Here is a 13,130-nt window from a genome sequence, read left to right as displayed (position 1 = left end):
GGGGCCTTTGCCGCCTGGCTGCTCTTGAATATGCTGGGTATCAATTACTGGGTTGCTCTTTTCCTGGCTCCGCTGATCGTCGGGCTTACAGGTGTGATTGTTGAGCGCTACCTGTTGCGCCGTATTGCCCACATTGATCATATTTACGGGCTTCTGCTGACTTTCGGTCTGGCGCTGATTATCCAGGGTGTTTTCACCAACTGGTTTGGTGTTTCCGGCAACCGTTATCCTGTACCTGAATTGCTGCGTGGCGGCACCAACCTGGGCTTTATGTACCTGCCTTACTATCGTGCCTGGGTCGTTGTTGCTGCTCTCGTTGTTTGTTTCTCTGTCTGGTTCATGATTGAAAAAACCAAGCTGGGCGGTTACCTGCGCGCAGGTACTGAAAACCCTGCTTTGATGCAAGCCTTTGGGGTGAATGTTCCCTTGCTGGTTACTCTGACCTATGGTTTTGGTGTTGCTCTGGCTGCCTTCGCTGGTGTGCTGGCTGCTCCCATCTACTCGGTGGCTCCAGGCATGGGTGCCAATCTTCTTATTGTTGTTTTTGCCATCGTTGTTATTGGTGGTATGGGCTCTATCTTGGGTGCGATTCTGACCGGTCTGGCAATGGGCGTTATTGAAGGCCTGACCAAGGTTTACTACCCAGAAGCATCCAATATCGTGATTTTCCTGGTAATGATTATAGTTCTGCTGGTTCGTCCTTCAGGACTCTTTGGTAAGGAGGCTTGACCCATGGCCCTTTCAGAAACAGTTAAAGCCAGGGCTAATACTGCCCTGGAAAGTAAACAGGCTAGTACCAAGCGTCTTTACATTCTTTATGCCGTACTTTTAGCTGTAGCACTGGTGGCGCCCTTTGTGGCCTACCCGGTCTTCCTGATGAAGATCCTGTGTTTTGCCCTTTTTGCCTGTGCCTTTAACCTGCTGCTGGGTTATGCAGGTCTCCTGTCCTTCGGGCATGCGGCCTTCCTGGCAACCGGTGGCTATATGACGGGTTATTTGTTGAGTAGCTACCCTGGTTTGACGCCTGAAATGGGGATCATTACAGGTACCTTGATTGCGACCCTGTTGGGTGTCGTTTTTGGGCTCCTGTCGATCCGTCGTCAGGGCATCTACTTTGCGATGATCACTCTGGCCTTGGCTCAGATGGTGTTCTTCTTTTACCTTCAGGCGGATTTTACTGGTGGTGAAGATGGTCTGCATGGTGTGCCCCGTGGCCACTTGTTTGGATTGATTGACCTCTCCAACAACCTGAACATGTACTACTTTGTTCTGGCGGTCTTCCTGCTGGGCTTTATGCTGATTCAGCGTACCGTGCACTCACCCTTTGGGCAGGTTTTGAAAGCCATTCGTGAAAATGAGCCTCGTGCGATTTCACTGGGCTACAACACTGATGCCTATAAGCTGGTTGCTTTCATCCTTTCTGCAGGTATTGCTGGCCTGGCCGGTTCTACCAAAACCCTGGTTTTCCAGCTGGCTTCACTAACCGATGCCCATTGGCATATGTCGGGTGAGGTGATCCTGATGACTCTGGTGGGTGGCATGGGCACCTTGGTTGGTCCGCTGGTTGGCGCTGCCTTTGTGGTTTCCATTGAACACCAGCTTTCACAAAGTCCTTTGGGAGACTGGGTTAATGTCATTCTGGGTGTCATCTTCGTTGTCTGTGTACTGACCTTCCGTGCCGGTATCGTTGGTGAAATTCAGAAGTTCATGAAAAAGAACTTTAAATGAGTTGTTAATCGTCGCCTTTTGCTCTGTGGGTCACGTCTCTGTGCCCTTGCTTGACCTGCCGGGAAACCGGCGGGTCTTTTTTTCATTAATTGACCCTGGGAGCTATCAAGAATAAAGTTCAGCCACGGACTTTAAAGGGACTCATGATAATGAAACGAATAACAACTACGGCCCTCTATCTGCTCTTGCTCGGGGTGGCTGGCAGCGCTTTTCCGGTATGGGCAGAAGAAGCCCGCTGTGAAAGCTTTGCTGCCTTAGAAAGAACCCAAGGTCAGGTTCGAGTCAGTGAAGAAGCTTCACCTTTTCCCCAGCGCATTTCCTCCTTTCCTTATTTGCTGTGCCCTGGCGATAAAGTGCAAACCGTTTCCCAGGCTCAAGCCCATATCAGCCACCCAGGGGGTGACCTGGTGATGGCAGAAAACAGCCTGCTAACCGTTAATTCGATTGAAGAAGTGGAACTGGAAACAGGCGCAGCCTTATTTCATATTGCCCAGCGTGAAGGAGCCCGATTTGTTGCCAACACGCCACTCGTGGTGATTGGCGTTAAGGGCACACGCTTTCTAGTCAGCGCTAATGATGAAAGAAATGATGTCGCCCTGTTTGAAGGGGGCGTGGAGGTAGAACGTCAGGATGGCCAGGAAATGGCCTATTATCGGGCCAAAGATATTTCAGAAATGACCTTTGATGAATATCGTCGCCATCAAAACCAGGCGTTTCGTGACTTTCAAGCTGCTTTCAACCAAGCCTTCAATGATTATAAAGACCAGGTGATGGCAGAATTTGAAGCCTTCAAGCGAGGTATAGACCTGGAGCCAGGTCGTCAGCTGACCCTGGGTAGTGATGGCGAACAGGCCGAAGCCGTGGATGCTCCTGTGGATGCAGCTTTTGATACCCTCCAACAACAACTGGGTTCCTGGCTGCGTTAATGCTTAAAGTCATCAAATATCTGACCCGGCAAAGCTACCTGCTACTCCTGCTGGCTGGATTCTTAACCCTGGTCTTTCTGGTTAGTTTGCGCCCACCGGTTATTGTCCAGGCTCTAGCCAGCGCCCTTAGTGACAGCTACTACCCTTGGAACCCGCGCAGCTACCCGGAAGAGCTGGTTTTTGTTGAAGTCGAAAACACCAGTGTGCAAAAGTTTGGTCGCTGGCCCTGGTCGCGTAGCCTGATTGCTGAAGGGCTGGCGCGCTTGCATCAGGCTGAAGTGATAGGTGTTGATATTGCTTTTGCCGAACCAACCCAGCCTGAAGACGACCAAGCCCTTGCCGAAGTTCTTGCCAGCCTGCCCAGCATAGGGGGCAGCTTTCTGAATGGCCCCCAAGCCAGACATCTGGATGAAGCCGCCTATGGCCGAGTGTTGGATTCTTCCCTGATGCAAGTCAGTGATGCCCAACTGATAGAAAGCCAAGAGCTGGAACTACCCATTTCGCCCATTTTGGAGGCCTACCCGGTTCTATCCGCCCTCAATATTAAATCCGATGCGGACCAGCGTTTTCGCCATTACCCCCTGGCGTTTTGGGTTGAAGATGCCGCCTTTCCCAACCTGGGCGTGCAAATGTGGCGCTTGGGGCGTCTTGAAGATTTAGTGATTGAAGGCCAGCGCACCTATCTGGGTGATCAGCAGTTACCCGTGGATTCACTCAACCGGGTCAAACTTAACTACTACGCCAAGAGTGACTATCAGCGCCTGACCTTTGCTGAAATGATGGACGATGACTGGGACCCTGAAAGCCTGGCTGGCAAATGGGTGATCCTGGGGATTAGCGAAGCAGGGATCACTGACTTGCGCTCCACACCCTTGGGACAACTGGCCGGCCCCTTAGTCCACCTCACCTTTGTTGCCAACCTGATGGATCACTCGGTTCTTCAGGATTTATATGGCAAAGCTTTATTGGCTGTTTTACTGGCTGCTGGCCTGTTTTTACTCCTGCTGTTACAACTGCATAAAACCTGGCTGCGCTTTCTGGGTTATGGGCTTTTGCTGCTAGGTATCTACACCCTGGGTCTTCAGCTCTATCTGCAAGCCAACCTCTGGCTGGAAATCTTTTATCCCTTAGCCTTCGTGCTGATGGGAATTATCGGTGGTGAGCTGTGGCTCTTCCTGATCAACAAAGCCAAAGCCGATCAACTGCGTTCTGCGTTTGGAAGCTATGTTGCCCCGGCCTTGGTGGAAAAAATTGTTGAACAGGGCAGGGAACTGAAACTGGGTGGTCAGCGCCAACAACTGACCCTGCTGTTTTCAGACCTGCGCAACTTCACCCCGACAACCGAAGCCCTGGAAACCGAAGAGCTGGTTAGCCATCTCAACCGCTACTTTGATGCCATGATCACGGCTCTCCAGCAGTATCAAGGCACCCTGGACAAGCTAATGGGCGATGCCGTCATGGGGCTTTTCAACGCACCCTTGCAGGATAAAGACCATGCCTACCACGCTTGTCTGGCCGCCGCAGCCATGCAATATGCACTGGAAGACTTCAATGCCAACTACCCGGAAGGGGATGTGCACCGCCTGGCGATGGGCATAGGGGTGAATACAGGTGAAGGGGTGGTGGGCAATATCGGGGGCCAAAAACGCTTTAATTACACCGCCATAGGTGATGTGGTGAATGTTGCTGCCCGCCTGGAAAGTGCCACCAAAGAAGTCAATAATGAATGGAAACTGGCGTTATTCAAAGGAGAAGCCAAGCCCTGCGCCAGTGTTGATATCCTGATTGGAGAGGCCACCTGGGAAGCAGTTAAAGACCGCCTGCCTTGCCATTTTGTGGGTGTCTTAAACTTAAAAGGCAAATCCGAAAGCCTGCCGGCCTGGGTACTGGACTGGCGATCTCTTGACAAAAACTGGCTTGAAGAACAGATTCAAAGCTAAAACTTGCGTTCAAAGAGTGCAGCATTTATTCTTTTAGGTAATTTCTAGAATATTTTTTATTACTCAAATTGAATTTGCGGGGTTCAGGATGAAGCTTCAACAGCTCAGATACATCTGGGAAGTGGCCCACCACGATTTAAATGTTTCTGCCACAGCGCAAAGCCTTTTTACCTCTCAGCCGGGTATCAGCAAACAAATTCGTTTGCTGGAAGATGAGCTGGGTATCGAAATCTTTGCCCGGAGTGGCAAGCACCTAACACGGATTACCCCAGCTGGCAAAGTCGTTATCGACCTGGCGGGTGAAATGCTGCGCACGGCTGACAACATCAAAAGAGTCGCCCAGGAATTCAGCAACGAAAAAAGAGGGGACCTGGTACTAGCAACCACCCACACCCAGGCCCGCTTTATCCTTCCTGAAATCATTAGCCAGTTTATGGACAAATACCCGGACGTCACCCTCAGCCTCAAACAGGGTACACCCCCGCAGATTGCCCAAATGGTTTCCGATGGTGAAGCTGACTTGGCCATCGCCACCGAATCCATTGCCAACTACAACGACCTGGTCACCCTGCCTTGCTACCAGTGGAACCGCTGCATTCTCGTGCCTAAAGACCACCCCCTGGCCCAAGAAAAGAAAATCACCCTGGAAAAACTGGCTGAATACCCGCTAGTGACCTACATCAGCGGTTTTACCGGACGCGCCAAGGTCGATGAAGCCTTCGCCAAGGCAGAGCTGGAACCGCGCATCGTCTTCACCGCCGCCGACTCAGACGTGATTAAAACCTACGTACGCCTGGGTGTTGGTATCGGCATAGTCGCCCACATGGCCGCCGATGAACTGGACCAAGACCTGATTGCACTGGATGCCAGCCACCTCTTCGAACCCAGCATCACCCGCCTGGGCATCCGCCGCGGCACCTTCATGCGTGGCTACTTCTACGACTTCATTGAAAAACTCGCCGCCCACCTGGACAGAGACACCCTGGACCAAGCCCTGGCCGCAGGCAGCCGCCAGGAAATTGACCAGATGTTTAGCGCGCTGGAACTGCCGAAAAGGTAGAAAAACCTTTATACTAGGCAGGTTAAGGAATCCTCTGATTAACCACTAGACTCATGACGTTAAGAAGAGGTTCCTCAGTTAACTATCACTAAGAACGAAAGGATCATTATGGAACTGGCCTGCCTGGATCTGGAAGGGGTACTTATCCCCGAAATCTGGATCGCCTTCGCTGAAAAAACCGGTATCGAAGAACTCAAAGCCACCACGCGCGACATACCTGACTATGACGTCCTCATGCGTCAGCGTCTGCGTATCCTCGATGAAAACGGCCTGAAACTGCCCGATATCCAAGCCGTTATTGCCGAACTCGAACCTCTGCCCGGTGCCATCGAATTCACCAACTGGCTGCGCGAACGCTTCCAACTGGTCATCCTCTCCGATACCTTCTACGAATTCGCCATGCCCCTGATGAAACAACTGGGCCACCCAACCCTGCTTTGCCACAAACTGGAAGTCGACAAAGACGGGCGAGTGGTCGATTACAAACTACGCCAACGCGACCCCAAACGCCAAAGCGTACGCGCCCTGCAACTCCTCAACTACCGTGTAATTGCTGCCGGTGACTCCTACAACGACACCACCATGCTCGCCCAGGCCGAACATGGCATCCTCTTCCATGCGCCGCAAAACGTCATCGAAGAATTCCCGCAATACCCGGCTGTCCACACCTACGAAGACTTGAAAAAAACCTTCATCAACGCCAGTGAAAGAGACCTAACTCTCTAACTTTCTGAAAGATGATGGATCAAGACTCGCGGTAAGGTTTACTGATTAGCGGGCAAGGTTCTGTAAGGTCAGGCTGTACGCAACAGGACGTTGCGGTCAGAGCTTACAGGGAAGTATTTACGCGTCCTGACCTCCAGCGCCTTGCCAAAGCTGATCGAACAAAGTGCAATTAGAGGTAATTATGTCCACGACCCTAAAAGGCAAACGCATCTGGATCACTGGTGCCAGCTCCGGCATCGGCGAAGCCACCGCCCGTAAACTCGCCAGCGAAGGTGCCAGCCTGGTTCTTTCCGCCCGCCGTAAAGACCGCCTGGAAAGCCTTGCCCAAGAACTGCAAAAGCAGGGTACCCAAGTCAGCCTGGAACCTGTTGATGTCTCCAAACGCCAAGACATGGAAGCCCTGGGCGAACGCCTCAAACAACAAGGCGGCATCGACATCCTCATCAACAACGCCGGCACCATGCCACTTAGCCCCATCGTTAATGGCCGCGTTGACGAATGGGAAAAGATGATCGACACCAACATCAAAGGCGTCCTCTACGCCATCAATGCCGTCTACCCCGGCATGGCCGAACGCAAACGCGGCCACATCATCAACATCAGCTCTGTTGCTGCGCGCGTGACCTTCCCCAGCGCTGGCGTCTACTCAGGCACCAAATTTGCCGTAAGAGCCATCTCCGACACCCTGCGCAAAGAAGCCATCCGCTTTAACGTGCGTGTGACCGACATCCAACCTGGCTCTGTTGACACCGAACTGCCTGATTCCATCCAGCATGAAAAAATTCACCAGGCCGTAAAAACCAACATGTACGGCGAAGACATGGCCATCCTCAAATCGGAAGATATCGCCAACGCCATCTACTACGCTCTTAGCCAACCGGAACACGTCGACATCAGCGAACTGCTGATAAGACCCACCATCCAGGAGGGCTAATGCTCATTTATATTCACGGCTTTGCTTCCAGCGCGCACGGTCAAAAGGCCGAGCAAATGCGCGCCTGGTGCAAAAAAGAGGGCATTCCCTTTATTGCCCCCACGCTGCCCTATATCCCTGAACTCGCCATCGACACCCTGCATGACTTGGTCGTTAGTTACCAGCAACTGAGCGAGCCTGTGGCCCTGGTAGGCTCTTCTTTGGGTGGCTTCTACGCCACCTGGCTGGCGCACTACTTTAACCTGCCTTATGTGCTTATCAACACAGCAGCCGAAGCCTGGATCACTCTGGAAAAAGCCGAAGGTCTGGTTAAAAACTACCATGATGGTGCCCGCTTTGAATGGACCCACCAGCACACCCGCAGCCTGGAAAACTACCGAGTCGACAACCCCGAAACCAGCAAGTGCTTACTCATGCTGCAAACCGGCGATGAAGTACTGGACTACAACCAAGCTCTCAAAGCCTACCCAGGTGCCGAAACCATCCTGGAAGAAGGCGGTGACCACAGCTTTCAGGGCTTTGAAAACCACCTAAAAACCATTACCGACTTTTGTCTTAAACATCAATGACTGCTTGAAGACTAAGGCCTAATTAGGTAAAACAGGGATAACAAAAGCCAACAAGGACGTTCGCCAAGCTGCCAACTTCCCGGCGGTAGCGTGCCCAAAGCCCCTTAAAGCCTATCCAAAGGACTGGCTGTACCTGCAAAATGCTGCCCAATTACATGCGTATAAATCTGAGTGGTTTTCACATCAGAATGGCCCAACAACTCCTGTACGGTACGAATATCCCTTCCAGCCTGCAATAAATGCGTCGCAAAAGAATGCCGAAAGGTATGACAAGTAATCCGTTTATTATTAATTCCAGCCTTGCGTACTGCAGTATTCAATGCCTTGCGTACAACAGAGTCATGTAAGTGATGACGACAAACCTTTCCAGTTATAGGGTGATGGCACCAGGTTGCTGAAGGAAAAACATACATCCAAGCTGGCTGGCGATAGGCTGAAGGATACTTGCGATCTAAGGCATAGGGGAGGGAAGGACCAAAGCCTTGTACATTGTCCCTGGCCTGGATTTGAATGACTTCCTTAATCAATGACTGGATATCAGGAATCAAACGACCAGGCAATAAGGTATTTCTGGACTTGCCGCCCTTACCGTCATGGATAACAATACTGCCGTAATCAAAATCAAAATCCTTCACCCTAAGCCGTAAGCATTCATTAACTCTGAGTCCTCCACCATAAAGCAAAGAAAAAATAAGACGGTTACGGTCATCAAGCTGCTCTAGAACACGCTGGATTTCTTGTGTGGACATAACAACGGGTAAGCGCCGAGGTTTTTTTGCTGGATTAAATGCAAGATCACCTAAAGGCTGATCCAGAAACTGGTTATACAAAAATGCCAGAGCATTCAAAGCCGTTTTCTGGGTATTTACGGTCACATTTCGGTGATTAGCCAAATCTGAAAGAAAAAGACGAATCTCTTCATCACCCATCTCCTTAGGGTGACGTTTCTGGTTGAAAAGAATAAAGCGCTTGATCCAATGAAGGTAGGTTTTCTCCGTCTTCAACGCATAACCTTTTTGGCGTAAATCCTGACGAATCGAATTGAGGAAAGGGCTGCCTGACATAATGCTCTCCTTGACTGCACAGTGATCAATATCTGTATAAATATACAGTCTATTTTGAGCATGACAAAAAATTATGCTCTTTTTTCTGGATCAAATGCGCGTTTTTCCATTTAGATCAACTCACTAACAAAGCAAAATCAAACTGTTACAAGAAGATAAAATTGGATAGAGTGCGCACAACTATTCAAGATAGGCGGCATGCACGGTTTGTTAGAAAAGCTTGACCTGAGTTCTGGAAAAAGCTGAGAAAGTCCGGTAGGTTAGAAGAAAACGTAGGCAGCTATTGAAAGCAGCGAAACCCGCATGCCTACTAACAAAATGTTATGCTACCAGTCGAAATCTTCAATAAGGAATACTATGAAACAGAACATTGTCCATATTGCTTTAGTTGTAAAAGATTATGATGAAGCCATTGATTTTTATGTAAACAAACTCAAATTTGAACTTATTGAAGATACACATCAACCTGAACAAGACAAACGTTGGGTGGTTGTGGCTCCACCAAATTCTCATGGTGTTACGTTGTTACTCGCCAGAGCCTCGAAGCCAGAGCAGCATGATTTCATTGGAAATCAAGCAGGCGGTCGAGTATTCCTGTTCCTAAATACTGATGATTTCTGGCGTGACTTTAAGCGTATGAAATCGATTGGTATTAACTTCGTCCGCGAGCCAACAGAAGAAGACTATGGGACGGTAGCAGTGTTTGAAGACTTGTATGGAAACTTGTGGGATCTTCTTCAATTGAATCCAAGCCATCCAATGGCAAAAAGGTAGCATAACAAACGCTTCAAGAGGGACTTCCAACGCGCGGCATTTTTATTATGCGTTGGTTTTGGTGGTTTCAGTATTATGCGGAAACTTGGTAGTCGCGTTGTCAGCCCCTTAAGCGGGCGTTGAACTAAGCCGCTGCGCGGGGCGGGTGGCGCATCCGGGATTTTGATCCATAATTAATGCTCCAACCTCTTTGGAGATTAGATCATGACCCCGCTTCGTCAAGCGATGATTGATCAGATGGATCTGAGAGGTCTCGCCCCCAAAACCCAGCAAGCCTACCTGCAACAAATCAAGGAACTGGCCCGTTATTATCACCGCTCCCCTGATTTACTGACCGATGAAGAGCTGCAAGCCTATCTGCTGTATTTGATCCGTGATCGCCAACTAAGTCACTCCAGCTGTCGCCAGGCTGTCCATGCCTTAGTTTTTTTGTACAGCCGAGTGCTCCAGCGACGCTTGCCCCGAATGGCGTTGGCTCATCCCAAACGTGACCAGAAAATCCCTGACCTGCTGTACCCCGATGAAGTTCTGGCCCTGTTGCAGCACTTTGTACGCCCCAAACCCAGAGCGGCTGCTTTTTTGGCTTACGCGACCGGAATGCGCATCAGTGAAGTCAGCGCCCTTCAGGTTCAGGATCTGGATGGTGTCCATAACCGTATCAAGGTTCGGCAGGGCAAAGGTCAGAAGGATCGCTATGTCCTTTTTACAGAAAGCCTCAAACAGAACCTGCGCGACTACTGGAGGGCCTTCAGGCCAGAAAGCTACATCATCTATGGTCAGTACAAGAATCGCCCTTTAGACAGCAAATACTTAAGACTGGACATGAAAGCGGCTGCGCAAGCAGCAGGCATCAGCAAGCGAGTCTGCTTCCATAGTTTGCGCCATGCTTTTGCCACACACCAACTACTGAACGGAATGCCCTTGCCGCGCTTGCAAGCACTTTTGGGGCACAAGCACCTGCAAACCACCTTTCGCTACCTGCAATGGGTTGCCTTGATGGATGTAGCTCGCAACCCGACCGAAGACCTGCTCTGTGGGTTGGGGAGGGCGGCATGAATGCCCTGAACCTGGCCGCCATCATTGAACACTGCAAAAGGCAGCAAGATATCCAGGCCACGCCACGACAGTGGCAAGTGCTGCATCATATTACGGACTGTCGAACGGCCGCCATGGGCGGTCAGCATTATGCTTGCCCAACCTGCCAGCATCACTGGACCTGGTATCACAGCTGCCGTGATCGTCATTGTCCTCAGTGCCAGGGCCATGCCAGCCAGCAATGGTGTGAAAAACAGCAGAGCCAACTGTTACCGGTTCCTTACTTCCACCTGGTGTTTACCTTGCCTCATGAGCTGAACACCTGGATCGGTCAGCATGGACGCTGCCTGTATCGGCTCTTGTTCCAGAGCTGTTGGAATAGCCTGAAAACCCTGGGCGAACGCAAACTCAAGGGCCAGCTGGGTATGACAGCTGTTCTGCACACCTGGGGTCAACAGCTCACCCGCCATGTTCACCTGCACTGCCTGGTGCCTGCAGGAAGCCTGAAGTATCAAGCTCGCTGGCACACACATAACAAAAACTACCTGCTGCCCGTGAAAGCCTTATCCAATCGCTTCCGAGGCCAAATGGTTAGTCGTATCCGTGAAGCCTGGCAGCAAGGCTTGTTAGCCAGCGTCTCAAAAAATGAGATCAACCAACAACTGAATCGCCTGATGCAAAAGCCCTGGGTGGTCTACAGTAAATCGGCACTTCACTACCGGAAAACCCTAGTCAACTACCTGGCTCGCTACACGCATCGCATCGGCTTGAGCAATGGCCGCATCCTGGGCTGGAATGAAAACCAGGTCACTCTCCAATACCTGGATTACAAGGACTCTGGTGGCTCCAAATGCCTTAAACTGGCACCACAGGAACTGGTTCGCCGCTTCCTGCTGCATGTACTGCCTAAAGGCTTTATGCGCATCCGCCACTATGGCTACCTGGCCAATGCCATCAAAGCCAAACGGCTGGCCTGCATCCGAAGACAAATCAAACCTCAGCACAAGAAACAGCAACCGGAGCAGACAGAAAATCAACCGACATTACGCTGTTGCCCCAACTGCCAGAGTCCCATCAGCAGGATGGCAGCCTACACACCCGAGAATGAAAGCAGCAATACAATCAAAGCCATTAATAGCAGCTGAAAAGAGATAGGCGCACGACTAATCCCAAGAAAACGCCCTGATCACATCTGGGCTGACCGGTCGACTTGCGCCTAAAAGGCAAAACAGGTAAAAAGAAAGTAGAAATCAGCTACTGTCGTTCAAAAAAGACTTAAAAGTGGCGAAAAAAACATCGTGAAGGGATCGTTCGCCCGGAACCAAAAGGCCAGGGAAAGCCGGATCTTAAAAAGCAAATTCCCTAGTCCCTACCTCTGAGCCAGCGGCCGTTCAACATGCGGTTATGCGACAGCTGCGCCGTCCGCATAACCGCTTAAGAGTTAGGCGAGTTGCAATTACAAATAATTAGATACCAAAGGGATTTAAATTGGCTGAGTTGATAGTTAAATTTCGTTATGAGCGTGGAACTGCCGATACAGGACGATTAGATCTTTATGATGCTTCTGTGGCGCTGGGTGGAATTGCACGAGCAACATCAATAGTGACACATGCATACTTGAACGGCGAGGTTCGGACACATGGGGACGCAGCTCATGGTGCCGATTTTTACATAAAGACTCCGAAACGCGGCAGTTTTATATACGAAGCCGTAATTTTTTCTGCTGGAGCAATATCCAGCGGGATATTTTATGATTTTGTTAAGTATGCTTTTAATGAAGCCGTTGGCAAGACGAGCCAAAATGAAGCCCATTCAAGGGCTCTTTTAAAACGTATCGAACCTACGATTGCCGAGTTACCAGCAGCGTTGGAGTCACCACTATCCGATGTTCACCGACCAATTCGCAAAGAGCCTGTAATATTGCTTAATGTTACGCGCCCACGAGGTGAATTATTAGCATCCTTCGATTCGAGAACCGCCTTGTACTTGTTACCGCAAACAATACCTGCGCCCCACCAGATATTTGGCAACGTAACTAAATACAATAACCTTACAGGTTGGGGACGGTTCTTTGACAGGCTAGAAAACAAGACGATTTCTTTTAATGTTAGCCTCAAGAGCTCTGAAGACCAAAAAGAAATGATTACTTGGTCTCAACATGAGAACAACTTGGGACGTGAGGGTTTACTTTACTTTCAAGCAGATGCAGTCGTTTCAGCCAATGGCGAGATCAAACGTTATATTGTAAAAAATGTCAGTCGGCACCCAATATAGGCCTAACAATGCGCATCACTCGCTCCCGTTGGTCGCTGGGACGCCAAACCCGCTGGCGCGTTTTTGTCGCCCGTGTGCGCGGCGTTCAGGCTGTAGAAAA

The 13,130-nt window shown here is 50.4% G+C and carries 13 protein-coding genes; 12 read left to right on the top strand and 1 reads right to left on the bottom strand.

Annotated features, from left to right (window positions below; all coding sequences use genetic code 11):
• The 8 genes from BM185_RS13440 to BM185_RS13405 all read left to right on the top strand — a co-directional run.
• Positions 1–729: branched-chain amino acid ABC transporter permease (locus tag BM185_RS13440; RefSeq protein ID WP_091964815.1), on the top strand; the 729-nt coding region annotated here is incomplete at its 5' end.
• 3 nt (positions 730–732) lie between these two features.
• A complete protein-coding gene (locus BM185_RS13435; protein ID WP_091964813.1) occupies positions 733–1,728 on the top strand; it encodes a branched-chain amino acid ABC transporter permease in 996 nt (331 codons plus the stop codon).
• A gap of 149 nt (positions 1,729–1,877) precedes the next feature.
• On the top strand, positions 1,878–2,654 hold the full coding sequence (locus BM185_RS13430; RefSeq protein WP_177203574.1) for a FecR family protein: 777 nt from the start codon (positions 1,878–1,880) through the stop codon (positions 2,652–2,654).
• Positions 2,654–4,594 (top strand): adenylate/guanylate cyclase domain-containing protein, encoded by a 1,941-nt coding sequence (locus BM185_RS13425; protein ID WP_091964810.1) that lies wholly within the window; start codon positions 2,654–2,656, stop codon positions 4,592–4,594. Before BM185_RS13430 ends, BM185_RS13425 begins: the two co-directional genes overlap by 1 nt.
• Positions 4,595–4,682: 88 nt before the next feature.
• Positions 4,683–5,654 carry an HTH-type transcriptional regulator CysB gene (gene cysB / locus BM185_RS13420; RefSeq protein WP_091964808.1) on the top strand — a complete coding sequence of 324 codons (972 nt, stop codon included), beginning with the start codon at positions 4,683–4,685 and terminating at the stop codon, positions 5,652–5,654.
• Between the two features lie 108 nt (positions 5,655–5,762).
• Entirely contained in the window at positions 5,763–6,380 is a 618-nt protein-coding gene (gene thrH / locus BM185_RS13415) for a bifunctional phosphoserine phosphatase/homoserine phosphotransferase ThrH (protein WP_091964806.1), read from the top strand.
• A 181-nt stretch (positions 6,381–6,561) separates the two neighbouring features.
• Positions 6,562–7,314: an SDR family oxidoreductase gene (locus BM185_RS13410; RefSeq protein ID WP_091964804.1), complete on the top strand. Its 753-nt coding sequence runs from the start codon at positions 6,562–6,564 to the stop codon at positions 7,312–7,314.
• The gene (locus BM185_RS13405; RefSeq protein WP_091964802.1) at positions 7,314–7,883 is read left to right on the top strand and encodes a YqiA/YcfP family alpha/beta fold hydrolase; all 570 of its coding nucleotides are present in this window, start codon (positions 7,314–7,316) and stop codon (positions 7,881–7,883) included. Before BM185_RS13410 ends, BM185_RS13405 begins: the two co-directional genes overlap by 1 nt.
• A gap of 104 nt (positions 7,884–7,987) precedes the next feature.
• Here the strand turns inward: BM185_RS13405 and BM185_RS13400 are convergent, their stop codons facing one another.
• Positions 7,988–8,947 carry an integron integrase gene (locus BM185_RS13400; protein ID WP_091964800.1) on the bottom strand — a complete coding sequence of 320 codons (960 nt, stop codon included), beginning with the start codon at positions 8,945–8,947 and terminating at the stop codon, positions 7,988–7,990.
• A 357-nt stretch (positions 8,948–9,304) separates the two neighbouring features.
• Here BM185_RS13400 and BM185_RS13395 point away from each other — a divergent pair, with 357 nt between their 5' ends.
• From BM185_RS13395 to BM185_RS13375, 4 genes are all read left to right on the top strand, one after another.
• Positions 9,305–9,721, top strand: coding sequence for a VOC family protein (locus tag BM185_RS13395; RefSeq protein ID WP_017045395.1), 417 nt, complete (start codon positions 9,305–9,307; stop codon positions 9,719–9,721).
• Between the two features lie 204 nt (positions 9,722–9,925).
• Entirely contained in the window at positions 9,926–10,777 is an 852-nt protein-coding gene (locus BM185_RS13385) for a tyrosine-type recombinase/integrase (RefSeq protein WP_091959801.1), read from the top strand.
• Positions 10,774–11,901, top strand: coding sequence for an IS91 family transposase (locus tag BM185_RS13380; RefSeq protein WP_143089482.1), 1,128 nt, complete (start codon positions 10,774–10,776; stop codon positions 11,899–11,901). Before BM185_RS13385 ends, BM185_RS13380 begins: the two co-directional genes overlap by 4 nt.
• Positions 11,902–12,244: 343 nt before the next feature.
• On the top strand, positions 12,245–13,030 hold the full coding sequence (locus BM185_RS13375) for a DUF7946 domain-containing protein (protein WP_091964798.1): 786 nt from the start codon (positions 12,245–12,247) through the stop codon (positions 13,028–13,030).
• The last annotated feature ends 100 nt before the right edge of the window (positions 13,031–13,130 follow it).

The organism is Marinospirillum celere (assembly GCF_900112235.1).
In the GTDB taxonomy this organism is placed as follows: domain Bacteria; phylum Pseudomonadota; class Gammaproteobacteria; order Pseudomonadales; family Halomonadaceae; genus Marinospirillum; species Marinospirillum celere.
The sequence above is the reverse complement of the archived record's forward strand: the minus strand, read 5'-3'. Positions and strand labels throughout refer to the sequence as shown.

What these genes read in the sequence shown, in the direction of transcription:
- BM185_RS13435 (WP_091964813.1), top strand. Translation starts at nt 733, where the DNA reads ATGGCCCTTTCAGAAACAGTTAAAGCCAGGGCTAATACTGCCCTGGAA.
- BM185_RS13430 (WP_177203574.1), top strand. Translation starts at nt 1,878, where the DNA reads ATGAAACGAATAACAACTACGGCCCTCTATCTGCTCTTGCTCGGGGTG.
- BM185_RS13425 (WP_091964810.1), top strand. Translation starts at nt 2,654, where the DNA reads ATGCTTAAAGTCATCAAATATCTGACCCGGCAAAGCTACCTGCTACTC.
- cysB (WP_091964808.1), top strand. Translation starts at nt 4,683, where the DNA reads ATGAAGCTTCAACAGCTCAGATACATCTGGGAAGTGGCCCACCACGAT.
- thrH (WP_091964806.1), top strand. Translation starts at nt 5,763, where the DNA reads ATGGAACTGGCCTGCCTGGATCTGGAAGGGGTACTTATCCCCGAAATC.
- BM185_RS13410 (WP_091964804.1), top strand. Translation starts at nt 6,562, where the DNA reads ATGTCCACGACCCTAAAAGGCAAACGCATCTGGATCACTGGTGCCAGC.
- BM185_RS13405 (WP_091964802.1), top strand. Translation starts at nt 7,314, where the DNA reads ATGCTCATTTATATTCACGGCTTTGCTTCCAGCGCGCACGGTCAAAAG.
- BM185_RS13400 (WP_091964800.1), bottom strand. Translation starts at nt 8,947, where the DNA reads ATGTCAGGCAGCCCTTTCCTCAATTCGATTCGTCAGGATTTACGCCAA.
- BM185_RS13395 (WP_017045395.1), top strand. Translation starts at nt 9,305, where the DNA reads ATGAAACAGAACATTGTCCATATTGCTTTAGTTGTAAAAGATTATGAT.
- BM185_RS13385 (WP_091959801.1), top strand. Translation starts at nt 9,926, where the DNA reads ATGACCCCGCTTCGTCAAGCGATGATTGATCAGATGGATCTGAGAGGT.
- BM185_RS13380 (WP_143089482.1), top strand. Translation starts at nt 10,774, where the DNA reads ATGAATGCCCTGAACCTGGCCGCCATCATTGAACACTGCAAAAGGCAG.